This window comes from Bacillus massilinigeriensis, from assembly GCF_900111815.1.
Lineage (GTDB): Bacteria > Bacillota > Bacilli > Bacillales > Cytobacillaceae > Mesobacillus_C > Mesobacillus_C mediterraneensis.
Genome location: NZ_LT630004.1, coordinates 926,202 through 950,474 on the forward strand (window position 1 = coordinate 926,202; position 24,273 = coordinate 950,474).

Annotated in this window: 27 protein-coding genes and 1 pseudogene; 20 read left to right on the forward strand and 8 right to left on the reverse strand. The window is 40.8% G+C overall.

The genetic code is table 11. From position 1 onward, the window contains the following. The first annotated feature begins 91 nt into the window (after positions 1–91). From hutG to BQ5796_RS05010, 6 genes are all read left to right on the forward strand, one after another. Positions 92–1,054, forward strand: coding sequence for a formimidoylglutamase (hutG, locus tag BQ5796_RS04990; RefSeq protein WP_071459223.1), 963 nt, complete (start codon positions 92–94; stop codon positions 1,052–1,054). Then, complete coding sequence (locus tag BQ5796_RS18055) at positions 1,051–1,206, forward strand: sodium/glutamate symporter (protein ID WP_234969308.1); 156 nt, start codon at positions 1,051–1,053, stop codon at positions 1,204–1,206. Before hutG ends, BQ5796_RS18055 begins: the two co-directional genes overlap by 4 nt. A gap of 241 nt (positions 1,207–1,447) precedes the next feature. Beyond that, positions 1,448–2,299, forward strand: coding sequence for a hydrogenase small subunit (locus tag BQ5796_RS04995; protein WP_071459224.1), 852 nt, complete (start codon positions 1,448–1,450; stop codon positions 2,297–2,299). 83 nt (positions 2,300–2,382) lie between these two features. Next, positions 2,383–3,045 (forward strand): hypothetical protein, encoded by a 663-nt coding sequence (locus BQ5796_RS05000; RefSeq protein WP_071461153.1) that lies wholly within the window; start codon positions 2,383–2,385, stop codon positions 3,043–3,045. A 254-nt stretch (positions 3,046–3,299) separates the two neighbouring features. After that, positions 3,300–4,574 (forward strand): dicarboxylate/amino acid:cation symporter, encoded by a 1,275-nt coding sequence (locus BQ5796_RS05005; protein WP_071459225.1) that lies wholly within the window; start codon positions 3,300–3,302, stop codon positions 4,572–4,574. Between the two features lie 120 nt (positions 4,575–4,694). After that, complete coding sequence (locus BQ5796_RS05010) at positions 4,695–5,483, forward strand: TIGR00266 family protein (RefSeq protein ID WP_071459226.1); 789 nt, start codon at positions 4,695–4,697, stop codon at positions 5,481–5,483. Between the two features lie 131 nt (positions 5,484–5,614). Here the strand turns inward: BQ5796_RS05010 and BQ5796_RS05015 are convergent, their stop codons facing one another. Further along, the gene (locus BQ5796_RS05015) at positions 5,615–6,499 is read right to left on the reverse strand and encodes a selenium metabolism-associated LysR family transcriptional regulator (protein ID WP_071459227.1); all 885 of its coding nucleotides are present in this window, start codon (positions 6,497–6,499) and stop codon (positions 5,615–5,617) included. 88 nt (positions 6,500–6,587) lie between these two features. Here BQ5796_RS05015 and BQ5796_RS05020 point away from each other — a divergent pair, with 88 nt between their 5' ends. The 3 genes from BQ5796_RS05020 (at position 6,588) to BQ5796_RS05030 (ending at position 9,378) form a co-directional block, all read left to right on the forward strand. Then, positions 6,588–6,827: a hypothetical protein gene (locus BQ5796_RS05020; protein WP_071459228.1), complete on the forward strand. Its 240-nt coding sequence runs from the start codon at positions 6,588–6,590 to the stop codon at positions 6,825–6,827. A gap of 67 nt (positions 6,828–6,894) precedes the next feature. After that, a complete protein-coding gene (locus BQ5796_RS05025; protein WP_071459229.1) occupies positions 6,895–7,737 on the forward strand; it encodes a YsnF/AvaK domain-containing protein in 843 nt (280 codons plus the stop codon). 177 nt (positions 7,738–7,914) lie between these two features. Continuing rightward, on the forward strand, positions 7,915–9,378 hold the full coding sequence (locus BQ5796_RS05030) for an alanine/glycine:cation symporter family protein (RefSeq protein ID WP_071459230.1): 1,464 nt from the start codon (positions 7,915–7,917) through the stop codon (positions 9,376–9,378). A 19-nt stretch (positions 9,379–9,397) separates the two neighbouring features. Here the strand turns inward: BQ5796_RS05030 and BQ5796_RS05035 are convergent, their stop codons facing one another. Continuing rightward, positions 9,398–10,330: a DMT family transporter gene (locus BQ5796_RS05035; protein WP_097677978.1), complete on the reverse strand. Its 933-nt coding sequence runs from the start codon at positions 10,328–10,330 to the stop codon at positions 9,398–9,400. 182 nt (positions 10,331–10,512) lie between these two features. On the opposite strand from BQ5796_RS05035, the gene BQ5796_RS05040 reads away from it, so the two are divergent. Then, entirely contained in the window at positions 10,513–11,229 is a 717-nt protein-coding gene (locus BQ5796_RS05040; protein ID WP_071459231.1) for a GDSL-type esterase/lipase family protein, read from the forward strand. A 42-nt stretch (positions 11,230–11,271) separates the two neighbouring features. Then, positions 11,272–11,856: a M15 family metallopeptidase gene (locus BQ5796_RS05045; RefSeq protein ID WP_071459232.1), complete on the forward strand. Its 585-nt coding sequence runs from the start codon at positions 11,272–11,274 to the stop codon at positions 11,854–11,856. A gap of 91 nt (positions 11,857–11,947) precedes the next feature. Here BQ5796_RS05045 and BQ5796_RS05050 read toward each other — a convergent pair whose 3' ends face one another. The 4 genes from BQ5796_RS05050 to BQ5796_RS05065 form a co-directional block, all read right to left on the reverse strand. Then, positions 11,948–13,180: an NAD(P)/FAD-dependent oxidoreductase gene (locus BQ5796_RS05050; RefSeq protein ID WP_071459233.1), complete on the reverse strand. Its 1,233-nt coding sequence runs from the start codon at positions 13,178–13,180 to the stop codon at positions 11,948–11,950. Between the two features lie 240 nt (positions 13,181–13,420). After that, the gene (locus BQ5796_RS05055) at positions 13,421–13,849 is read right to left on the reverse strand and encodes a pyridoxamine 5'-phosphate oxidase family protein (RefSeq protein WP_234969369.1); all 429 of its coding nucleotides are present in this window, start codon (positions 13,847–13,849) and stop codon (positions 13,421–13,423) included. 69 nt (positions 13,850–13,918) lie between these two features. Then, complete coding sequence (locus tag BQ5796_RS05060; protein ID WP_071459235.1) at positions 13,919–14,149, reverse strand: hypothetical protein; 231 nt, start codon at positions 14,147–14,149, stop codon at positions 13,919–13,921. Between the two features lie 43 nt (positions 14,150–14,192). After that, entirely contained in the window at positions 14,193–14,312 is a 120-nt protein-coding gene (locus BQ5796_RS05065; protein ID WP_071459236.1) for a 3-methyladenine DNA glycosylase, read from the reverse strand. Positions 14,313–14,567: 255 nt separating this feature from the next. Between BQ5796_RS05065 and BQ5796_RS05070 the strand changes: the two genes are divergently transcribed. Continuing rightward, complete coding sequence (locus tag BQ5796_RS05070) at positions 14,568–15,305, forward strand: protein-glutamine gamma-glutamyltransferase (RefSeq protein WP_071459237.1); 738 nt, start codon at positions 14,568–14,570, stop codon at positions 15,303–15,305. Between the two features lie 8 nt (positions 15,306–15,313). Here the strand turns inward: BQ5796_RS05070 and BQ5796_RS05075 are convergent, their stop codons facing one another. Next, complete coding sequence (locus BQ5796_RS05075; RefSeq protein WP_071459238.1) at positions 15,314–16,084, reverse strand: glycerophosphodiester phosphodiesterase; 771 nt, start codon at positions 16,082–16,084, stop codon at positions 15,314–15,316. 179 nt (positions 16,085–16,263) lie between these two features. Between BQ5796_RS05075 and BQ5796_RS17305 the strand changes: the two genes are divergently transcribed. The 3 genes and pseudogenes from BQ5796_RS17305 (at position 16,264) to BQ5796_RS05085 (ending at position 18,033) form a co-directional block, all read left to right on the forward strand. Further along, positions 16,264–16,368, forward strand: coding sequence for a YjcZ family sporulation protein (locus tag BQ5796_RS17305; RefSeq protein WP_074033899.1), 105 nt, complete (start codon positions 16,264–16,266; stop codon positions 16,366–16,368). A 113-nt stretch (positions 16,369–16,481) separates the two neighbouring features. Continuing rightward, a pseudogene (locus BQ5796_RS05080) lies at positions 16,482–16,607 on the forward strand (YjcZ family sporulation protein); the annotation flags it as partial. Between the two features lie 127 nt (positions 16,608–16,734). Next, complete coding sequence (locus tag BQ5796_RS05085) at positions 16,735–18,033, forward strand: ABC transporter substrate-binding protein (RefSeq protein ID WP_071459240.1); 1,299 nt, start codon at positions 16,735–16,737, stop codon at positions 18,031–18,033. Between the two features lie 114 nt (positions 18,034–18,147). Here the strand turns inward: BQ5796_RS05085 and BQ5796_RS05090 are convergent, their stop codons facing one another. Next, entirely contained in the window at positions 18,148–18,579 is a 432-nt protein-coding gene (locus tag BQ5796_RS05090; protein WP_083413047.1) for a YkvA family protein, read from the reverse strand. Between the two features lie 223 nt (positions 18,580–18,802). Here BQ5796_RS05090 and BQ5796_RS05095 point away from each other — a divergent pair, with 223 nt between their 5' ends. The 5 genes from BQ5796_RS05095 to nhaC all read left to right on the forward strand — a co-directional run bounded on the left by BQ5796_RS05095 (position 18,803) and on the right by nhaC (position 24,203). Next, positions 18,803–19,222: a YugN family protein gene (locus tag BQ5796_RS05095; RefSeq protein ID WP_071459242.1), complete on the forward strand. Its 420-nt coding sequence runs from the start codon at positions 18,803–18,805 to the stop codon at positions 19,220–19,222. 101 nt (positions 19,223–19,323) lie between these two features. Continuing rightward, the gene (locus tag BQ5796_RS05100) at positions 19,324–20,508 is read left to right on the forward strand and encodes an alanyl-tRNA editing protein (protein ID WP_071459243.1); all 1,185 of its coding nucleotides are present in this window, start codon (positions 19,324–19,326) and stop codon (positions 20,506–20,508) included. Between the two features lie 105 nt (positions 20,509–20,613). Continuing rightward, positions 20,614–20,826, forward strand: coding sequence for a hypothetical protein (locus tag BQ5796_RS05105; RefSeq protein WP_071459244.1), 213 nt, complete (start codon positions 20,614–20,616; stop codon positions 20,824–20,826). 194 nt (positions 20,827–21,020) lie between these two features. Then, entirely contained in the window at positions 21,021–22,598 is a 1,578-nt protein-coding gene (locus BQ5796_RS05110; RefSeq protein WP_071461155.1) for a peptide chain release factor 3, read from the forward strand. Positions 22,599–22,808: 210 nt separating this feature from the next. Then, a complete protein-coding gene (gene nhaC / locus BQ5796_RS05115; protein WP_071459245.1) occupies positions 22,809–24,203 on the forward strand; it encodes a Na+/H+ antiporter NhaC in 1,395 nt (464 codons plus the stop codon). Positions 24,204–24,273 lie beyond the last annotated feature (70 nt).

Genomic DNA, 24,273 nt, shown 5'->3' on the forward strand with positions numbered 1-24,273 from the left:
GTCTAAAGCTATAAATATATTGACATATTGTATTGGTATTCTCATACTTAAATCAAATGATAATTCTGACTTTAAGAGCGAAGGAGGAGCCATGTATATTAAACCAGTGAAAGATATTTGGTCTGGGAGGACCGACAGTGAAACGGATATTCGCAGCTTCCGCTATCATCAGCAAGTAAAGATGATGGAAATTCAGGAAGATGGTGAGGGAGAAACTGCTTCAGCGCTACTGGGATTTTCTTGTGATGAAGGTGTTAGAAGAAATGAAGGAAGGCAAGGTGCAGCAAAAGCCCCACTTGCAGTAAAACAAGCATTGGCAAAATTGCCATGGCATTTGCCTGAAAGTGGGATAGTGTATGATGCAGGGAACATTGCTTGTGAAGGAATTAATATGGAAGAGGCGCAAGAAGAGTTAGGAAAAGCGGTATCTTCTTTGCTAAAGAAAAATATAACACCAATCATCATTGGCGGTGGCCATGAAACCTTTTATGGACATTATCAAGGGGCGAGAGAATATATTGGAGAAGATGCTAAGCTGGGGATTATCAATATCGATGCACACTTTGATATGAGGCCATATGATGCCCAAACCAGTTCAGGAACGATGTTCAGGCAAATTCTAGATCAAGACAAGCTTGCCAACTACCTATGCCTTGGGATACAGCAATCCGGTAATACTGCTGCACTTTTCGATGCAGCTGAACACTATGGAGTCAAATATTTGATGGAAGATCAAGTCTCTGATGGTAACCTTCAATCATTATTTATTGAAATTGATTCCTTTGTACAAAAATGCGATGCACTTATCCTGACGCTTTGCATGGATTCGATTGATTCCTCCTATGCCCCAGGTGTTAGTGCACCAACCCCATTTGGACTTCATCCAAAAATTGTTCGGAAACTGGTAGCCTATATCACTTCAATTAACAAAACACTGTCATTTGATTTATGTGAAGTGAATCCAGAGCTTGATGAGGGGGGGAAGACGGTTTCAGTGGCAGCAAATATGCTGCATACAGCAATGATGGGGTTTCACAAGATGAGAGGTGTATGAATGTGGCATTGGGAATTTTCCTGAGCATGGCACCTGTGAGCTTTGGTAACTTTATTCTGTTCAAAGTTTTTGAAAAAGAGGACGATGCTTCTGTAATGCCAGGCGGATATACAGATCATTGGCTTGGTGCAATTCCGAGTGCAAATATCTAATTTGTCTGGGAACGATTTCATAAACGACTTAAATTAATTGAAATAACGCAAGAAAGTGGCAGTTCCAAATGGATAATTTGGAGCTGCCACTTTCTTGCTAGAGTGGGGACTTTCTTCTTCCCTCTTTTTACTTTCATGTTTTTTTCATAAAACCGTAAAAATAAAAAGAACATGTTGGCTGTTATTACTCTTATAGTTATAAGGTATATATCCTGGATTGATTCTATAAGGGGAGAAAAACATGTTAAGAGAAATGCTGCTTGAGAAAATGGGGCTGAATTTGGAGAGAGCGCTTGAAAAATCTGTACAAAAGCTTCCGGTTATTTGGATTAGCGCTCTGGAGTGTACAGGGTGTAAAGAGGCGTTGATTAGGACAGAATATCCTTCACCTTCTAGTACATTGATGGACTTTTTTTCGTTTGAATACAGTGAGCTTTTATCAGCAGCAAGCGGCCAACAAATCGAAAACCATAAAAAATCTATTATGAAAGCGTTCGCAGGTGAGTATATTCTTATCGTTGAAGGAAGTGTTCCATTAAACAGTGAGTATTTGTTGGTTGCAGGTAAAAGTGTGCGTGAAGAGCTACGCTACGCTGCTTTTCATGCGAAGGCTGTTCTTGCGGTCGGAAGCTGTTCCTCATGGGGAGGTTTGCCGCAAGCGAGCCCAAATCCGACAGGTTCGGAAGATATTTCAGCACTAGTTCCCGACCACACACCGCTTGCTTTAATACCGGGATGCCCACCAATACCTGAAGTCATAACAGGTACGCTTTTATATCTTTATTTGCATGGACAGCTGCCCGAACTGGATAAAAAACAAAGGCCAAAAATGTTTTATCAAACAACGGTTCACATGACTTGTCACCGGAAGCATTACTTTGATAAAAAGCTGTTTGCTGAATCGTTTGAAGATGAAGGTGCCAAGAAAGACTATTGTCTTTTGAAGCTGGGATGCAAAGGGCCTTCTGCCTTCAATGCATGTGAATCCCTTGGAATTGATCGCTGTATTAAAGCGGGAATCCCATGTATGGCTTGTTCTGAGAAGGGGTTTTGGGATAAAGGAGGCTTTCTTCCTAGAAAGAAAAAGGGTTAAGGGTTTGGATTTATGTGGAAAAATGAATCATGAAGTTTATGGAGATAATAAGCATCGATATCCTTAGAAAGGAATGGATGCATATGTCTTTAGAATGGTTCGACAGAGTAACAGCAGAGCTACAGGAAAATTTACAGTCAATATGCGATAAGTATGATCAGGCAGGACAAATGCAAGTGGAGAAGAGCTCTAAACACCCTCGAATAGAATTTTTCGTGGAAATAAATGGAGATGAAAGAGAATATTTTTTCACGTTGTTCTTTGATCCTTATAATGAGGAATTCTATATGGAAACGTATGACTTTGATTATGAGCAGCCAGCGAGGACCATTCTAACTGATATTGAAGATATCCTTGATGCTATTCATGAAAGCTTTCACGAATATTTGGATGCCGATTTAGAGGATGAATATGATAATGAAAACGATGCTTTCTCCGCAGAGAGTGACGGGGAAGACAGTCAGGATGACGCAGAGGACTACCTCAAAAGTGTTGATGTTGAATGGGAGACACCTGAGGTGACTGCGGTAATGTACGAAGATGAAGTGGAAGTATCTTATAGATTTGGCATTCTCGTAGAAACAGGTGATGGAGTACTCCAACGAGTTAATCGAATTTGGACAGAGGATGATGAACTGATCAAGGATGAGACTAACTTTATCTTTTGTAAAGAAGAAGCAGGAACCATTATATCTTTGATAGCGAGCCATATGGACTTAATGCAAGAGTATGGCGGGCAGGAATAAGAGCGAAGGCATCGGTGCAATTGCACGGATGCCTTTTCACTTTATTTTGAATTTTATGTGACATAGAAGAACGTGCTTATGACAGTCTGCAATGATGCTATTGCATTGAACTTTTGTGAAGACTATAATTAGAGGCTGACAATGTTGTCTGCGGGCTGTACATAGCAATTATTCGCGTTTATTACTTTTATGTTCAAAGCCTAAAGAGAAACAAGATTGGCAGAAAACAATAGGGTGAAGGGCAGGGAAATAAATTGAAAGCTATTTTTAAAGGCTATCAAGCTACCATTTTGTTGCTTCTTGCTATTTTAGCAGGAGGTGCAGCAGGTCTTTATTTTGGTCCTGATGCAACAGTCGTAAAGCCGTTTGGGGATTTATTCCTAAATTTGATGTTTATGATTATTGTTCCGCTTGTATTTTTTAGCATTGCATCAGCAATTGCCAACATGAATGGAATGAAGCGGCTTGGAAAAATAATGGGGAGTATTTTTCTCGTCTTTGTTATCACTGCGGCAATCGCAGCAGTTGTAGGTTTTGCGGGGACATCTATGATGGATCCTCTCGGTAATGCGGACGTATCGTCCATAAAGGAAATGATGAAGGAGGCAGGGAAAGCAGAAGGAAAAACGGAAGAATTATCCTTCCTGTCCCAGCTTGTATCAACCTTCACTGTACCGGACTTTTCGGAACTGTTTTCAAAAAGTAATATGCTGCAGTTGATCGTTTTTTCTCTCCTTTTCGGTCTGGCGACTTCGATGACAGGAGAAAAGGGTCGTCCTGTTGCAGAGTTCCTTTCTTCTGGAACAGCGGTCATGATGAAAATTGTTCAATTCATTATGTACTATGCACCAATAGGGCTTGGCTGCTACTTTGCATCAGTTGTAGGCGAATTGGGACCGCAAATTCTTGAAGGGTATGCTAGGGCGTTTGTTCTTTATATGCTCCTGACAGTATTATATTTCTTTGGTTTCTTTACCCTTTATGCCTTTATCTCTGGAGGGAGAAAAGGGATTAGCGTCTTTTGGAGGAATGCCGTTGCACCATCTGTGACAGCTATTGCAACTTGTTCAAGCGCTGCTAGTATTCCAGTCAATTTGCAGGCGGTCAGAAGGATGGGCGTACCAAAAGATATTGCAGAAACAATTATTCCTCTTGGGGCAAACACCCATAAGGATGGATCGGTTTTTGGTGGTGTCCTTAAAATCGTATTTCTCTTTAGCCTCTTTGGAAGAGATATGACTAGTTTCACTAGTATCATGAGCATCCTTGCAGTCTCTTTCCTTGTTGGAGCTGTTATGGGCGCTATTCCAGGTGGAGGAATGATAGGTGAAATGCTCATCTTAAGCGTATTTGGTTTCCCGCCAGAAAGCCTGCCGATTATTGCGGTCATCAGTACAATCATTGATGCTCCTGCTACCCTATTGAATTCGACAGGAAATACAGTTTGCGCAATGCTTGTTACGAGGTTAGTTGAAGGGAAAAGTTGGATTGTAAATACTGTGACAAATAGCAAACCAGCCGCTTCATAAAATATGTGAAAAGTAACATCCAGTGGGGATTTCTTCACTGGATGTTTTTTTGCAGATCATAGTTATGCAGTAGTATAATGGGAATGAAAGCCAATAGTCTAATAGATTGGGGAGAATAACATGAATAACCACGAAATTGACTATGTTATACATGGAGACGATATGCAGTTTGTTGAAGTAGAACTAGATCCATCGGAAACAGTTATTGCGGAAGCTGGAAGTCTTATGATGATGGAAGAAAATATTCGAATGGAGACCATATTTGGGGATGGATCTGGAAACGGAAGCTTTATGGGGAAATTGTTTGGTGCGGGGAAAAGGCTTCTGACCGGAGAGAGTTTGTTCATGACAGCGTTTACCAATGACGGCCTTGAAAAAAAACATGTCTCATTTGCTTCCCCTTATCCAGGTAAGATCGTTCCGTTAGATTTAAGTGAGCTTGGTGGAAAAGTGATTTGTCAAAAAGATGCTTTTCTTGCTGCAGCGCAAGGTGTTGAGGTTGGAATCGAGTTTCAACGTAAAATTGGAGCAGGTTTTTTTGGCGGTGAAGGATTTATCATGCAGAAGCTGGAAGGCGACGGGATGGCATTTGTCCATGCGGGCGGTACGATTATCGAAAAACAGCTCGCGCCTGGGGAAGTACTGAGAGTAGATACGGGCTGTCTTGTTGCCATGACAAAAGATGTTGATTACAACATCGAAATGGTAAAAGGGGTTAAAACAGCTCTATTTGGCGGTGAAGGATTATTCTTTGCAACCTTGAGAGGTCCCGGAACAGTGTGGATTCAATCTCTGCCATTCAGCAGACTTGCCAGCAGAGTCTTTGCAGCAGCTCCGCAGAGAGGATCAGGAAACAGAGACGAGGGCAGTGTTCTTGGCGGCGTTTTTAGAATGTTGGACGGAGACTAATTTGTTGAATATTTTCCGCACTGTATTTACAGAAAAGGAAAAGCGAGGGAGCAAGTTGTTGATGCCTTGACATGAGTGGACAAAGGAATGGAGAAACAGCTAAAAAGACAGCCTATCTTGGCTGTCTGTCTTTATATAAGGCTACTGGATTTTTCGATGAACAGTTTAGAGACCAACGAAAGGGTTCTATCCTTATTGGTTGCCAAGTAAAAACTTCTTTCCTCAGTAAATCCTTTTATTTCATGCACAGAGACCATTTCGTTTTCACGGAAGGAGGCAGCGGCTATTTCAGAAACAAATGCTGCACCAACACCTTCTTTTACTAGCTGAATCAAGCTTGTCCCCGAATCGGATGTTGCAACAATATTTAGCTCTTTTTTGGAGATACCCATTTCTTTGAAATTTTTTTCAAGAATCGAATTTGTGCCCGATCCCGATTCTCTCATAACGAGCGGCAGGCTGAATAAATCTTCGATGGAGACAGCTCCTCGCAGTCTCCTTTCGAGTGGAACGATAAGGACTAGCTTTTCCTTAAATAAGGGGAAGTAACAAAGTTTTTCATCTTCATACTTTTCTCCCAATATCCCTATATCAACAAAGCCATTGTGTACTTTCTCCGCAGCACTCTTGGAAGAAGATTCGGAAATATGAAAGGTAGCAAGTGGATGTTCCTTGCGAAATTTACGAATCATTTTCGGTAAGAGATACTGTCCTGGACCGGAGCTTGCCGCAATTTTAATTACTCCGGAATATTCAGGACTTCCTTCTTTTAAATCAAGTATTGCCTGTTCTTTAAGAAGAAGAAGTTTCTGAGCCCATTTATATAATCTTTTCCCATGGGGAGTTAAGAGGACTTCCCGTCCTATTCTGTCAAACAACTTCATATTGAGGGATTTTTCAAGCGCTTGTACATGAGAGCTAACGGTGGACTGACTTAAGAAAATATCCTCTGCAGCCTTTGAGAAGCTTTTATGTTCCACGACCTTTGAAAAAACATAAAGCTGATGTAAGTCCATACCGTTTTCCCTCCATCTATATAAAACTGTTGATAGCTAATTGCTGTAATAGCCTGACGCAATACATATGCGAGGATACCATGATAATGTGATGAAATCAATGTTGACAAAAGAGAAGAAAATAAAAAAACCGCCGAAATCGGCGGCAAAAAGGGGATTGGGGGGTAAACAATCCTATGCTCATGCAGGGCAATGGAGCAATCGTGCTGAATATGCCAATTGGGAGAAGGTTTTGCTCCATGCTCATGTTCTTTGTTTATCCTATTTACACAAAATAAAACCTATTTCGGGTAAAAATTTATCACAGCAGAAGCTGCGTTTAACTTAGAAAAAATAAAGGTATTATTCTAGTATCCGCAAGAGCGGAAAGATCCCACCTGAAGGAGGAATATATCATGGCAAAAACAGTACTAGGTGTATATGAAAACCAAAATGATTTAATCCGAGCGATTGAAAACTACCAAGATAAAGGTTACTCTGTTCAGGACTTTTCTATTATTGGGGAAACGGAAGACCTTTCAGAAGCATTGGGTATGGATAATGCAATCGATAAGGAAAACATTGATGGTGAGGGACATAAGAAAGAAGGGTTCTGGAAGAACTTAATGTCAGCTTTTGACGGTGACGTAAATCTAGGAGGAAATGGCCTTTCCTTGGAAGACAGGCTGACAACCATCGGCTTATCCGAGGAGGATGCGCAAGAATATGAAGAGGATGTTAGAGAAGGAAGAATCATCCTTCTAGCGGACAGAGATGTTATTGGTTCAGGGGTGTCCGTTGATCTAGATTCAAATAAAGGTCCTTTGTCCAAACGAAATGGCCTTTATGGAGACAGAGTGGATGGCACTGAGACCGAACAAACCCTGAAACTTAGGGAAGAAGAGATCGAAGTATCAAAAGATCGTGTGCAGGCGGGAGAGTTATATGTAAATAAGGAAGTAGTCGAGGAACAAAAAACAGTCAATGTACCTGTCACACACGAAGAAGTATATGTGGAAAGACGTTCAGTTAATGATCGGGATGCTGGCAAGATTGCGGATGATTCCGAAACAATAAGAGTTCCCATTATGGAAGAAAAAGTGGAAGTAACCAAGCGTCCCTTAGTGAAAGAAGAATTGGTTATTACCAAGAGAGAAGTACAGGATACAGAACAGGTAAAAGAGAATGTGAGACGTGAAGAAGCGAAAATTGAAAAAGAGGGAGAAGGAAAAATCAACCGGATGGAAGATAGCCCTTGAAAACCTCTTTAATTATGGACAAGCCCGGGAGTTTTGCTTCCGGGTTTTGTTGTGTTACAAATGATGTAATGTTAAAATTGTTTTATAACAGAGCAAGAAAATTGTTGTGCAATTTTCTGTTTTAACATATAATTCGAAATATACGAAATATTTTTTTTGAAAAATGGGGGGATTTTTTTGGAGGGTTTTATCAATTCATTAGTCGGAGTGTTATGGAGTGCGCCTGTAATTTATATTTGCCTTGGCATTGGGCTGATCTTTTCTATTCTGACACGTTTTCTGCAAGTCAGGCATTTAAAAGATATGATCAAACTGATGTTTCATGGGAAAAGTTCTGATGCAGGAGTATCTTCCTTCCAGGCATTGGCCATTGCTCTTTCTGGCCGCGTCGGTACAGGGAATATCGCAGGAACCGCTACTGCAATCGCGATGGGGGGGCCAGGGGCTGTTTTCTGGATGTGGACGATTGCCTTTATCGGTGCATCAAGTGCATTTATTGAATCAACGCTTGCGCAAATATATAAGGTAAAGCAGGGAGGAGTTTACCGGGGAGGACCTGCTTATTATATTGAAAAAGGAATAGGGAAAAAATGGTTCGCTGTTTTGTTCTCATTGTCTGCACTGCTTGCGATGAGCATCCTTATGCCGGGAATCCAATCCAATTCCATTGCGGCCGGAATGAAGAATGCTTTTAATGTGGATGAAGCTATTACCGGAGGCGTGATTGTCCTGTTGCTAGCGGGCATCATCTTTGGGGGAGTTAAAAGGATCGCTACGGTTGCGCAATATGTCGTACCGTTTATGGCTTTTGGCTATATCCTTGTTTCACTAATTATCGTAGGAATGAATATTGGTGAATTACCTTCAGTTTTTTCTTTGATTTTTAAAAGCGCTTTCGCGGCAGATTCAATGTTTGGCGGGATTGTAGGAAGTGCAATTGCATGGGGAGTCAAACGGGGAATCTACTCTAACGAGGCTGGCCAAGGAACAGGTGCGCATGCGGCTGCAGCAGCGGAGGTTTCGCATCCTGTTAAGCAGGGACTCGTTCAGGCATTTTCTGTTTACATTGACACATTGTTTGTATGTTCAGCAACTGCCTTTATGATCTTGTTCACAAACTCATTTAATACATTTGGGTCGGATGGCAAAACACTATTAGTGGAGAATCTCAAAGGTGTGGAGGCTGGTCCCGCATTTACACAGGCAGCTATTGAAACAGCAATTCCGGGATTTGGTGCAGGGTTCGTAGCGATTTCTCTCTTCTTCTTCGCCTTTACGACAATCATGTCCTACTATTATATTGCAGAAACGAACATTGCCTATCTCACTAGAGGCAGGGACGGAAGGTTGCCAGTGTTCTTGTTGAAAATAGTTATTCTCGGAGCTACATTCTATGGTGCTGTTAAGGCTGCCAACTTGGCTTGGGCTCTAGGTGATGTGGGGCTTGGTTTGATGGTTTGGATCAACCTAATAGCAATTGTTCTGCTTGCGAAGCCAGCTCTTATTGCACTCAAAGATTATGAAGATCAGAAAAAACGTGGACTGGATCCCGTATTCAACTCCACAAAATTAGGAATAAAAAATGCAGAATATTGGGAAACAGAATACTCGGTAGAAAATAGTAAAAAAGAAGTCTCATAAAACAAAGGAAGAAAGGGGGTTAACTCTCCCCTTTCTTCCTTTGTTTTTTCTTTGAAAGCAAGAATATTGTGCTTAAAATTAATAAAGAGCCAAGCCATTCTATTGGCCCAAACGGTACGCGCAGCCAAATGACTGCAAGAAAAGCGGCGGATAAAGGTTCCACGCTTGCAAGAAGGCTGGTTTCTGATGCTGAAATATAATTGAGGCTTTCCATATAAGAATAGAATGCAACAAGCGTTCCAAAAAAAATAACAAAGCCGATAGCCAAAAGTGCAACAGCAGGAAAACTTTCGGTATAGCGCCAAGGGGGATGAATGAAGCTGGAACATATTCCCCCAATCATCATTCCCCAGCCTACAGTCAACACAGACCCCCATTTTGATAGCAGCTTTCCAGGTTGCAACGTATAAAAGGCTAAGGTAAGAGCAGAAGCGAGTCCCCATATTAATGCAGCAAAAGAAATTTCCAGTGCACCTAGATTTCCCCTTGTTACAAGCAGGATAGTTCCGGTGATTGCGAAAATCACTGATAGTATTTCTAATCTAGTTGGCCATTTCCTTGAACGGATAGCAAGGTAGCACGTAATCAAGACTGGGGCTAAGTATTGTAAGACAGCTGCAGTTGCAGCATTGCCATGTTCAATTGCTGAAAAAAACGTGTATTGGACACCAAGCATCCCAATGATTCCAAAGATAAGAAGGCTTAATCGACTTTCTTTGTCCTTCCAAATTCTCCAGATATTTCTCTCCCCTGTATAGCGTGCATAAAGCAGCAGCAGCAACCCGGAAGCCAACAAGCGTACATTCACAAGCCACCCTGTAGTAACTTCATGCGAATCAAATAAATATTGAACCACTGTGCCTGATATTCCCCACAGTCCGGCCCCCATTATCACAAGAGTAAAACCTTTTAGTCTCCCATTATGTAGCATCAGTCCTTTTTGTCTCCCCATTCCTATCTCCCTTTATTAAAAAACTCATTATTTTTGTTCTTAAAAAAAATCCTACATGTTCGCTTTCCTTCCGGCAACCTATTTTTTATAAACTATTCTCATGAAAATTTTTGTAAAAAAGTGAAACGTTTTGCTGTTGTTATTTAAAGGGTAAATAGGGAAAAAACTAAAGGAGGTTTGTCATGAATAAGAGGCTTTTAGGGTTAATTTCTATCGTATTTATCATCATTATTGTTGCTGGCTTTGCCATGTATGAAGGAAAAAAATCCGAGGATACGAAAGAAAAGCAGATTGTTGCTTTTGGAGACTCACTTACATACGGTTCTGGAGATGAGAAGGGATCAGGATATTTGGGAAGCCTTAAGACTATGCTGAACGAACGGAAACAGAACGTGCATTACAAAATCACGAATCACGCTGTATATGGTCTTGAATCCTCAGGTGTGCTAAAACAGCTTTCCGATATAAGGGTAACTGCAGAACTTGGAGCCGCTGATTATATCATTCTCTTTATTGGAACAAACGACTTATTGAACAGTAATGGCGGTGGCCTGAAATCTATCAATGAGGAGAAAATAGCTTATGGAAAGGAGGTATTCGTTGATAATCTCGCAGGAATCTTAAAGATCCTTCAATCAGAGAACGAAGAAGCGCCAATACTTCTAGTGGGACTGTACAACCCTTATCCACATAAAGAAAGCTATGATAAAATCTTTAAGAACTGGAACAAAGAAATAGTTTCGGTTGCTAAATCAAACTCAAGAATAAAATATATTGAAACAAACAATTTGTTCGAAAGAGGAAATAAAAAGCAGTATTTCAGCGATTCTCTTCATTTGAATGATAAAGGTTATGATAAAATAGCAGAGAGGCTGTTGGAAAAAGGGAAATTTCAATAAAAACTTCAGCCTCCAATTACGTTGGCTGGAGAGGAAAGCAACATGCAACGGAAAAGAAAGAGAAATAGAAAAAAAACATCACGGCTTTTGTCTTGCTTGCTTGTTGGATTGGCAATTCTTTTATACATCGAATTTTTCCATGGAGTTACACCATTCACGATAAAAGAAGCGCCGATGCCCACCGGGCTTCATCCAGAAGTGGAGATGAAAGCAGAAGCATTGGTGACAGAGGCGGCAAATAAAGGCATTGCCATAAAAATAACGGATGGATTCAGGAGTTCACAACAGCAGGATGAATTATATCAGAAAGGAAGATCGCTGGAAGGTCAGATTGTAACCCATGCAGAGGGTGGGGATTCCTACCATAACTACGGCCTCGCCATTGACTTTGCTATTATCACATCTGATGGCAGAGTGATTTGGGATATGGATTATGATGGAAATGGAAATGGTAAATCAGATTGGATGGAAGTAGTCGCTTTTGCCAAATCTCTAGGGTTCGACTGGGGAGGCGACTGGATTAGGTTTAAGGACTATCCTCATTTACAGATGGACTTTGGTTTATCTATTCGGGAATTAAAAAGAGGGAAACGTCCGCCTGGCAGTGAAGCAGTAGAGGAAAGTTAGTTTGAAAGCATGAAATTATCAGATGTAATGATAGTTTTCTAGAGAAAAGAGGCAATCCTAACGTTTTTAGGGATTGCCTCTTCTTTTTACATTATTTACTTTCTTGTACTGATGCTGCTTGAAGGTATGGTTTACCAGTCTTACTGAATTGTTTTAGTACAAGGGAGGGTCCGCCAAGAACAAATAAATAACGTGCTTCGATTACTTGCTTCATAAAGGCAGCGAAAAGGCCAGAAATACGAAAGCCAAAGACTTTACCAACAGCTGCTGTGGTACCGATTGAAGCAACCGTTCCCTTATGATGGTATTCAAATTCTTTTTGTGATTCTCCTCTCAGCGCTGCTACAATGTTGGGGGCACACGCTTCCGCTTGCTGGATGGCAACCTGCGCTGTTGGAGGGAGACAGCTGTTTTCTGATTTCGGGAAGTAAGCTGAGTCGCCAATGCAATAAATGTTTTCTGTGCCGACAACTCTCAGATACTGATCAACTTCAATTCTTCCACGGTTAAGTTTAAAATCTAAAGATTCAAGGAGCTTATTCCCTCTTACTCCTCCAGACCAAATCAAGGTTTTGGAAGGAATGGAAGTACCATTATCAAGTTTAATGTCGGTAGCATTATATTCAAGGATTCTAGTAGATGTCATCAATTCGACGCCATGTTTTTTCACATATTTAGTGGTAAATTCAATTGCTTCTTGATCAAAGCCCGGTAGGACATTTTCAGAAGCTTCAATATTGATAATTCGAGTAAGATTTACTGGAATATCGTATTTTTTGCAGAGCGCAGGGATTGCTTCAATCAACTCTCCTACAAGCTCAATACCCGTAAATCCTGCACCTGCAACAGTAAACGCTAATCTAGCTGGGTCTTTATCAGACTGATATGATTCAAACTGGTTAAGGATGTGATGATAGATGGCCTTTGTAGTTCTAAAGCTGCGAATTTTCAGCGCATACTCTTCAATTCCTGGAATGCCAAACGTATTGACATCGAAACCTAAAGCAATGAGAAGATAATCATAAGAAAGTTTATCACCATTCTCAAGTAATACTTCCTGCTTTTGTTTATCAATGAATTCAACTGTTCCTTTTTTAAAGGAAACTTTATTTGTCTTAAGCAGATTGGGGATGTTCATAATAATCTTGTTATCAACAGCAGTTCCTGCACCAGTTCTGTGCAGCTGTGTTGCGATATAATGATAGTCATGTTTATTAACAAGCGTTACTAAAGCTTCATCGTTCTTTAGCATTTTTTCCAACTTTCGGCTTGCAACCAGGCCACCGTAACCTCCACCAAGGATGACTATTTTAGGTTTTTCCATGATTATATTCCTTCTTTCAATCAGTATTATAAAATGTGAAGAGATTCACAATAATTCCCGAAAAATAGGAGCCAAAAGCCCAAAACTCTTTCACTGTCATTTTCTATCATTAGCTTACGATAAATGCAGTTTATCCGCAAGGTTGTTTGGAATAGAAATTATGGCAAAAATGAGGCGGAAAACGGGGAATATATAAGGGAAAGGGGAAGTGCCCAAATGGGAGCGCTTCCCTTTGTATAATTATGAATTCTCCAAATTTAACGTCTGAGGCGGTTCGTCATTATTCATGAGTCTGACTGTATCAGGAGTGATTTTTAACACAATATAATTGGGATCGTCAGGCCCATCAATCCACTTGTCCATACCATCTTTCCAAATTTCTGACTTTAACTTTTCGTCTTCTATGATTTGGGCTGTTCCTTGTATCTCTAAATACGCATCCCCCATGCCGTCTCCTGTATAACCAAGGAGGATATGAACGTTCGGATTTGCCTCTATTTCTTCTGCTTTGTAAGAATCTTTAGTGGTTGGAGTATATAGGGTCAGACCTTCGTTAAAGAATGTCATATAGCGAGAATGCGGCTTATTATCTTTTACTGTTGCCAGGGAACCGACCTTATTGTTTTCTAAAAGGGATAGGATGTCTTTTCTTAAATTGTCGCTCAAAATAACTCCTCCTTGCAGTTTTACTATCATTATTCCTTGTTTCCTCGAAATCATTCTGAATAAATGAATGTGTTAGAGGTTATGATCAACATCCATATTGTATTTTTTTTCGGAAGAGGAAGTATCTTTTGAGTGACGCCCTTTTTTTTCTTCCCGTTGTTCTTCTTTTAAATCTTCAAGCGGAATGGGATCCACCGTTTGTTCCTCCTCAAACATATCGTGAAGCGTTTTATTTTCTGTCAGAAATTGCTCTGGGTTATCCATGCTTTTCCTGTTATTATTATCGTTTTTCTTTGTATTCATCAGTCTAATTCCTCCTTTCATTTATTGTGTTATGCCCTTAAGTTTATTTATTTCTGTTTTCCTCCTGTGGTTTTTCAGGTGCGCGTTCAGGCTCAATGTCCTTTCTGTTTGCTTTCTTTTCTTTTTGCTCGAGGGAATCGTTGTTTCCTGTGTTTTTATTCATTAACCATTCCTCCTTTTTGTTTTTCGTTTCCTTAAACCGTACCCGCTTGAGAAAGAATGAAACAAACCTATGATGCATCTATCCGTCGTACTCAATGCCTCTAGTATTGGGAAGAAAGCAGCCAACAATTTAACCTGATTTTCGTTTTCAAGGGTAGGGTTAATGTCATTAAGATAATCGCTTGGAGTTAAAACTTCTATTTACCTTTTAGCTTTCATAACTTTTATAAGGAATGAAGGAAAAGGGGGAAGGAAAATGATTATATTTGAGGGGGCGCAAAAAAAAGTAGACCCAGGAGGTCTTGGGCATGTGGAAAAAATTATCTTTTATTCGCTTACATCCTCGAGAGCCATTTTCCGTTATATTTCCAAGGGGGAGCTTTTATTTGATCTCATGCTAAGGAAAAATATTATTGGTTCTGCAAGAGCAATGCTTGCTGGAGGAGCAGCATTCACTTCTTTTGAGAATTCCTCCTTTAATCCTGCCTATTGGTCACGTACATCTTCCGGATATCTTCTTCGCCCAGACGTCCTTCCTTCCGATGCGGTTAGGGATGTCTTTGTAAATGGAAAGCTTTATGGATTTGAGTGCTCTACAGCAATGGTGCTCATTTTCTATAAAGCTGTACTTGAATCGATCCGTGAGTCAGATTTCAATTATTTATTTGGCGGACTGCTAGTTTGGAATTGGCAGCATGATCCTGATTTAGCAATAATCACTCTGCTAGGAACTGAATTTATCCCAGGTGATGTAGTTTATTTTAATAATCCAGAACATAGGAAACCTATTTGGCGCGGGGAAAATGCTGTTGTCATGGAAAATAAATTATACTATGGGCATGGCGTTGGGATAGTAACTGGAGAAGAGATGATTGCTGGCCTGAACTCATTGCGAAGGAAGGACGCTGTCATAAGCGCCTATCTTCTTCCTCAGCATAGCAGATTAAATATCCGATATCTTTACCGTTTTTCTAAATATGCAGCGCTCGCTTAAAAAAACCTTTAGCGTTTAGAGAACGAATGAACTACAATTCCATCCACTCCAGTCGCTCGTAACTGTTCCGCTTCCGACTTGTTAGCGGCTGTCCAAACAATCATTTTCAATCCATGTTGATGAGCTTTTCGTACTAAGCTAGACTTTAACATCGTGCGTTTGGGGTTAAAGAAATCAGCAAATGCGGTAATTCTTCTTAGCTCCCAATTAAAAACACCATATGGTCTGTGACGGACAAGGAGTCCACGAGGAACACCCGGCAGCAGCCTTTTCATTTTGACTAGCGAATTGCGGTCGAAAGATTGGATAATGACAGGGTGCATCCCGGGTGAATCAAGGCCGAAATCCTTTAGAGTCTCCGCGACCTTTGCTTCTATTCCACGATAGAGGGAGGGTTTTTTCAATTCGATAAGAAAACCGATTTTTCCTCGGTATCTCTCCAGTACTTCGGTAAAAGCAGGAATTGTTTCTCCTTTGAACCTAGAATCAAACCAACTTCCGGCATCTAGCAGACGTATTTCCTCAAAAGACATTTCTCCCACTTTCCCTTTCCCATTTGTTGTTCTATCTACAGTGTGATCATGAATGACAACGAGGGAGCCATCCTTGGTTTGCTGGATATCAAGTTCTATGAAATCTGCTCCGTGTCGAAGCGCTGAATCAAAAGAAATGATTGTATTTTCTGGATAGTTCCCAGCGTCTCCCCTATGGCCTGCTAAGAAAGGTCTCTTTGTATTTGTATTTAGATCGAGTGAATTTCCATGAACGAATCTTTGCATTTTTTCACCTGTTATTTCTTTTTATTTTTAATGGTTTTTTTCTTCAATTAGAATGGGCAAGTACGTCTGTACACATGCTAACTGCCAAAATATTGGGCTCTTTTTTATTGTTTTTATCATTGCACATTTTAGCTCTTCTGAATAGGATGTATTGACAATCCAAAAGGAGGTAATTTCAAATGTCAGACGGTTGCGGTTATGGCGGAGGCTTCGCCCTGCTAGTAGTATTGTTCATTTTGCTTATCATCATTGGTGCTTCTTGGGGCTACGGCGGATTTTGCTAATACTTTAATATAGCGGAAAACCGTAATTCCTGTGAAACTCCTTCCAGGGCGATACAGTCTAATTTGACTAATGGTCCCTATTCCGAAAAAAAGGAGGCAACCAAACAATGGGCTACGGATATTGCGGAGGTTATGGTCATGGCTGGGCATGTGGAAATTATGGAACAGGCAACAGCTTTGTGCTAATCGTTGTCTTGTTCATTCTCCTCATCATTGTAGGCTGTGCATGCTACCATTAAAAGATTTGAGAAAAAAGCAGCGGGGTACTCCTGCTGCCTTTTTAATGGAATGGCGGAGTTTGCTTGTAAAATACTTGGGTATAGGTTACTTGGTTAGCAAGAATACATATACAGGAGAGGGTTTAATATGAAAAGAGTGTTTGCTGTCTTCGCTATTTCATTTTTGCTGATAGCTTTGCTGGCAGCTTGCACATCCGGTAAAAAGCTGTCAACAGGTGAAAAGACGAAGGACGGTCGGACAGTTGTTAGATTCTGGTCCTTCTGGGGATCGGAAACGAGAAGACCTGTCATTGAGAAAATCATCGGGGACTTTAATGAATCACAGAATGATATTGTTGTGAAACATACATTTTTGCCTTGGGGAGATATTTGGACGAAAAACCTTGCTTCTATTGCAGCTGGTAATCCTGCAGATGTTATTATCAATGATATTAATACAGTTGGCCAAAGAGCAGAAAATAAACAAGTAGAAGATTTAAGCAAATATATAGATAATGATTTTTCAAAAGGCTTTTACCCTCATCTTTGGGAGACAATTGAATATAAAGGGAAACCATACGCAGTTCCGTTCAATACGGATACAAGGCTTCTCTTTTATAATAAGGAAGCTTTCAAGTCTGCGGGTTTAAATCCCTCAAAGCCGCCTGAAACGTGGGAGGAACTGTCAATTTATGCGAAAAAACTTGATATAAAAAAAGGCGGTAAGTATGAGCGAATCGGTTTTTATCCACTTTGGGGCAATTTAGGGGCATCTTTCTGGATGATAAATGCTGATAACGGAGTGGGATTTCTCGATAATGGGAAGTTGGCGATTAATACAAAAAGGAAGATTGAGGCTCTCCACTGGATGATCGGATGGAAGGAAAGACTCGGGAATCGTACTGTACAAGCTTTCCAAGCGGAATTTGGAAGCGAGCAGGCAAACCCATTCATTGCGGGTAAAGTAGCGATGTGGGGAGATATTGGGACCTTTTATACCCAAATAAGAGATTATGGAAAAGATATGGATTTTGGTGTTGCTCCACTGCCAGCTTTTAAAAAAGGGTCTGGGCATTATGCTGAAGGAGGAGGATTCGTCGCTGAAATACCAAAGGGAGCAAAACACCCTAAGGAAGCGATGGAATTTATTAAATATTTAACAGGGGAAAAGGCGCAGAAATATTGGGCGCTGAAAAACTTTGACAATGTTGCGAATCGAAACGCTTCGAAGAGTGCGGCTTCTGAGATGGAGGGGAAGGAAAAAGCAGTTTATCAGGCAGCGGTGAAAAACTTGGAAGTAACAAAATTATTCCCTGTTCCGGTTGAGTACCCGGATTATCACAGCAGGCTGAATCCACACATCGATAATGCGCTGTTAGGGAAAATCAAGCCTGAAGAAGCATTGAAGAAAGCGGAAAGCGATGTAAAAAAAATAAAGAAGCAGTAATCCAGTTAAAACAAGGAAGGGGAACTATTCCATTTTTATCTTTGTTATTACAAATACTTTATCGAAAGGTCCAAAATCTGTTCTAGTTCAAAAGGGTAAAATCAAGCCCGGAAATCATGATTCCTCATGAATTTCCGGGCTTTTGATGATTTGGGACCTTTCTTGCTTCCAAATTGCGTAATCTGATAATTCATCTGAAACTTGTTTAAGTACGTAACCGAGCACTGCTACATCATCCACAATGCCAAGTCCAATAAGAAAGTCTGGTACAATATCAATCGGAGACACAAAGTAGAGGAGCGCTGCAACTATTGTAACTATTGTTTTAACGGAAACTTTTCGGTATTCGCCTTTTCTCCAAGAACGGACTAGCTCAATAAGTAATGAGAGACTTTTCCAAACATCCTTTAGGGAACTTCTCCTATGAGTGGCTTTTTTTCTTGCAGCGCTAATCAGTCTATCTGTCTTTTTGGGATCTCTAACATAGTCCTTTGCTTCACCAATATAATTGCGATAACCTTTTTCTATTCTTTTCCTTCCAAGCATTTCTTTGCACTCCTTCATAGTCCAATGTCGCTACCTTACGCTCTACCCATTTAAGATGAGCCATAAAACCCTTTTACTTTCCTGTTTATTTTTTCCGGAATTCTGCATCTCATTACTTAATCATCTAAAAGGGTTTTACCAATACCTTTTCATGGGGTTTACCGCCTGTCTCCTGGTGGAAAAGTATATTAAGCAGAAAATGAATTGAAATGGGGCTGGTAGGATGATAACAATAACATCAAACATTGACGGAAAGCAATTCTCTCTGCTTGAGGTGAAGGATGCATTGGAGCCGCTAGGTTTCGTTATGAACGGGAATTGGGAGTATGATCATGCTTATATCGACTATAAGATGGGAGATAACCATGGGGACCAACAATACTTGCGAATACCGCTCAAATCTCTACAAGGTGATCTTGGGAGCGACAATGCCCGCATTATGATTGGTACACCATTCCTTCTTGATCATGAGTTTAAGAATGATGTGGATGAGGAAGGAAATATCGGGAGTGTCTCTGCTTCCTTCAATCAGTTTAAACCTCCTGAAGATGAGGATGCACCATTTCCGGAAGAATACATTGGAAAAGCAAAAGACATTATGAGCGAAGCAGAAGCTGCTTTGGCTAATGAAGACGTCATTTAAAAGGTAGTCTCTTTTTAAAGGGACTGCCTTTTTCCTTACGGTTTGTGGTGATATAATTCATTTATACCGAGTTTTCTAGTAATGGGAGAGTGACTAAATCAATGGAACACAAGCTCTACTATAAAGACCCATACATAACAAGCTTTTGGACTGAAGTGATAGATACAGGCAAAGATAATTCAGGAAGAGATTTTGCAGTGCTGAAGGAAACTGCATTTTATCCTACTGGAGGCGGACAGCCCTTTGATACAGGTATAATTGATGGAGTACAGGTAATAGAAATAGAGGAAGTGGATGGAGAAATCAGACACTATCTAGAACGGCCGGTGGAGAAGAAAAAGGTTCATGGCCAAGTGGACTGGGAAAGACGTTTTGACCATATGCAGCAGCATTCTGGTCAGCATATTCTTTCTGCCGCTTTTGAAGATTTATTTGATATGGAAACGGTTGGCTTTCATCTCGGAAAAGAATTTGTCACCATTGATTTGGATACACCAGAACTAGAGGAAAAAGTGGCTCAAGAGGCGGAAAAGGTCGCCAACAAAATTGTCGCGGAAAACCGCCCTATTATTGTCAAATGGGTAGATGCTGAAGAAGCGAGAGAATATCCGCTTCGAAAAGAACTCTCTGTTGAGGAAAATATCAGGTTAGTCATGATTCCTGATTTTGATTACGGAGGCTGTGGCGGAACCCATCCTAAAAGCACTGGAGAAACAGGACCAATTAAAATACTTGGCTGGGAAAGACAAAGGAAAAAAATACGGCTGGAATTTGTCTGTGGGCAAAGAGTGTTGAAGCAGTTGCAAGCAAAGCAAACCATTATAAGAGAACTTTCAGGAATTTTGAACGCACCTGAAGGAAAGCTCCCAGAAGCAGCAGAAAAGCTTGTCCAAAATGGAAAGTCTTTAGATAAAGAGGTTGGAGAAGCTCGAGAAGCATTAATTAGAATGGAAGCGGAGAAGTTGGTAACAGATGAGCCAGCAAACTTCTATTGTAAGGCTTTTGAAGGAAGGTCTCTTCAAGAACTTCAAAAGCTTGCTAAATTCGCCATCTCCTTTAATCAGAAAGCGGTATTCCTGCTAGTTTCTAACGATGGAGAGCGACTGCAAGTGGTGTGTGGAAGAGGAGAGAATGCCGAGGGGAATATGAAAGATACATTGACAAATGCCCTTTCGCTCATAGAAGGAAAAGGCGGGGGAAATGAGGCTTTCGCTCAAGGCAGCGGTAAAATGCTTATTAGCCCGGAGGAATTATTGCGATGCTTAAAGACTTCTTTAGAAGCGTGAAAAAGTTGAAAGCGAAGGCTTAATAGTATAATTGAATTTATTACCATTTAAAATTTTTCCGTTCTCCCTCATAATGTAGACAAAAGATAAGGGGGAATGTTAAGCATGTTTGCAATGGAAAAAGGTTCTATGGAGGAAGTACTGTTAATTCTTCAGGATATCGGCCTGCAAATCAATGATTACGAAAAAAAGCAGTCGATGATTTCAGTCAAGACCTTCAAAGAACTCTTGGAGTTCAGCATTTCCATCGCCCGCCGCACCAATGAAGTTTCGGAAACAATCGATGAACTGATTGATGATATAGAAAAACGGTTATAGTGGAATAGCAGTCTGGGTCTCCAGGCTGCTGTTTTTCTGTCAGCTAGTATTATGTTAAAAGCCGATTGCAAACTTCGTTCTGTAAGGATAAGATTGGAGTTATGAGGTTTTTAAGCAATAGAAGACTGATATAGAGGGAACCCAGCGGCTCACATGTTCCATGGATGTTTCCCTAGAAGAAAGGAACTATGCGTATGCAAAAATTTGAAGATAAAGTATTATTCCGCCGGACTTTTGCTATCATTTCCCACCCGGATGCAGGAAAGACGACATTAACCGAAAAGCTGTTATTATTCGGAGGCGCCATTAGAGATGCCGGTACTGTAAAAGCGAAGAAAACAGGGAAATTTGCAACAAGTGACTGGATGGAAATTGAAAAGCAACGTGGTATATCCGTTACATCTAGTGTTATGCAATTCGACTATTCAGGTTTCCGTGTCAATATCCTCGATACACCAGGACACCAAGATTTCAGTGAAGACACTTACCGAACTTTGACTGCCGTTGATAGTGCCGTCATGATTATCGATTCTGCTAAAGGGATTGAGGAGCAAACTTTAAAGCTGTTTAAGGTTTGCCGGATGAGAGGAATCCCGATTTTCACTTTTATTAATAAGCTAGACCGCGAAGGGAAGTCTCCACTTGAGCTGCTTGCGGAGCTTGAGGAAGTGATGGGAATCGAATCTTATCCAATGAACTGGCCGATAGGTATGGGCAAAGAATTTCTCGGAATCTATGACCGTTTTCATTCGAGGATAGAGCAGTTCCGTGTTGAAGAAGAGGATAGATATATTACGCTTACGGATGAAGGAGAAATTGACGGAGAACATCCACTGAAAGATTCTCCGCTCTATGAACAGATGCTTGATGAGATCATGCTTTTGAATGAGGCTGGAAATGAGTTTTCAGAGGAACGTATCAATAACGGAGAATTAACTCCAGTGTTTTTTGGAAGTGCGCTTACAAACTTTGGTGTGCAAACCTTTCTTGAAGCCTATTTGAAGTTTGCTCCAGAACCACAGCCGCGGAACAGCAGTGCTGGTCCAATCAGTCCACTTTCTAGTGATTTTTCGGGGTTCATATTTAAGATTCAGGCGAATATGAATCCTGCCCACCGTGATCGTATTGCATTTCTGCGAATTTGTTCTGGAAGCTTTGAACGCGGAATGTCTGTAACGCTTCCTAGAACAGGTAAGTCAATCAAGCTAGCCCAGTCAACGCAATTCATGGCGGACGATCGCAGCACAGTTGATGAGGCAGTCGCTGGTGATATCATCGGTCTTTATGATCCAGGTGTGTATCAAATTGGCGATACAATCGTTTCAGGTAAAGGGTCTTTCCAGTATGAAAGACTCCCGCAATTTACACCGGAGCTTTTTGTCAGGGTTACAGCAAAAAACGTTATGAAACAAAAACATTTTCATAAAGGAATTCAACAGCTTGTTCAAGAGGGTGCAATCCAGCTTTTCAAGACGGTGAAAACAGAGGAGTACTTACTTGGTGCAGTCGGACAGCTTCAATTTGAAGTTTTTGAGCACAGGATGCGCAATGAGTATAATGTGGAAGTGCTCATGGAGAGTGTCGGATCAAAGATTGCCCGATGGATCGAGGACGAGGATATTAATGAAAACTTATCGAGCTCTAGAAGTCTCCTTGTCACCGACCGATTCGATAAGAAAGCATTCCTGTTTGAGAATGATTTTGCACTGCGTTGGTTCCAAGACAAAAACCCTGAAATAAAATTGTACAATCCAATGGATATGCATCAATAGGTAATGGAAGAAATGATTTCCAGGAGAAGGCCCCCGATTTGCCGCTTTATGGCAAATTGGGGGCCTTTTTTTAAAACGCCTTTTTGGCAATAGTGAGTTAATATGGCCGTGGGTCTTGACATATAACTACTATCACCATATAGTAAAAAAACAAACGCTTTTACGCATAAAAGCGTTTAAGTGAAAAAGTAAATGACGGGGGAAACAGATATGCAGCAACGACAAAAGGAACTTGCAATCAATCCTGCTGAGGCAGCAATACTTACACTAATTCTATTGGCATGCATATCATATTGCATCATCGTGCTTGAATTAGTACCGCACGTACCAGTAGTTTTTGCCATTATGGGCCTTTTCGTGTATGGAATGTTGAAAAAAGTTCCAGTCCGTTCCCTTGAAGCAGGGCTTACAGAAGGAGCAAAAACAGGACTTGGAGCCATCATGATTTTCTTTTTTATCGGTCTTCTGATATCGAGCTGGATGGCAAGTGGCACCATTCCTACCTTTATGTATTATTCTTTTGAATTACTTTCAGGTAAATGGTTTTATGCCATGACATTTGTTATCACTACAGCTATAGGACTTAGCATTGGAAGTTCCTTAACGACTTCTGCCACTGTAGGAGCTTCCTTTGTTGCCGTTGCAGTAGCGATGGGGATTTCCCCGGCAATAACAGCAGGGGCAGTAGTTTCAGGGGCGTTCTTTGGAGATAAGATGTCGCCGCTCTCTGATACGACAACGCTTGCTTCTTCCACTCTAAAAGTAGATTTATTTGAGCATATTAAGAATATGACATGGACAACCATCCCGGCATTTATCCTGTCGTTAGTTATGTTTATCTTCTTGTCGCCGGACGATCCAGGTGCCGGCTTTGAGAAAGTATCGACGATAAAACAAGAACTTGTGGCTATGAATCTTGTTCATTGGTATTCTCTTATCCCGTTTTTCCTTCTCGCTGCCCTGGCAATAAAGAAAGTTCCTGCGATTATTACGCTCGGATTAGGAACAGTTTCTGCATTGCTTATAGCCCTATTTATTTCCGAACCGGGAAAGTATAACGAACTGTTGATGTCGCTTTTTTCTGGTTACAAAGCAGAAACAAAAGTGGATGAAGTAGCTTCATTGCTTTCAAGAGGCGGACTTGAGAGTATGATGTTTTCGGTTTCTCTCGTCCTGCTAGCCCTTTCCATGGGCGGTCTCTTATTTCGATTAGGGATTATTCCGGCACTATTGAAAGGTATCAGCAGGGGATTGGAAAGTACGGCTGTTTTATTTAGTTCAGCAGCAGCTACTTCCATCGGAATCAATTTTCTTCTAGGGGAACAGTATTTATCCATCATCCTCACGGCAAATACGTATGAAGATCATTTTCTGAAAGCAGGACTTCATCCGAAAAATCTTTCAAGAATTCTGGAGGATGCCGGAACAGTAGTTAATCCCCTTGTGCCATGGGGGGTCTGTGGGGTTTTTTTGACACAGGTTCTTGGAGTTCCAACCATTGAATATTTGCCATTTGCGTTCTTTTGCCTGCTTTCTCCTATCATGACCATTCTTGCGGGAATTACAGGTAAAACAGTGACAAGGCTAACTAATAGATTGGAATAAACAAAGGCTGCCGATATTGGCGGCCTTTTTTGCAGGATTTCAAGAGAAAAAAACTAAAATAAACCTTCAT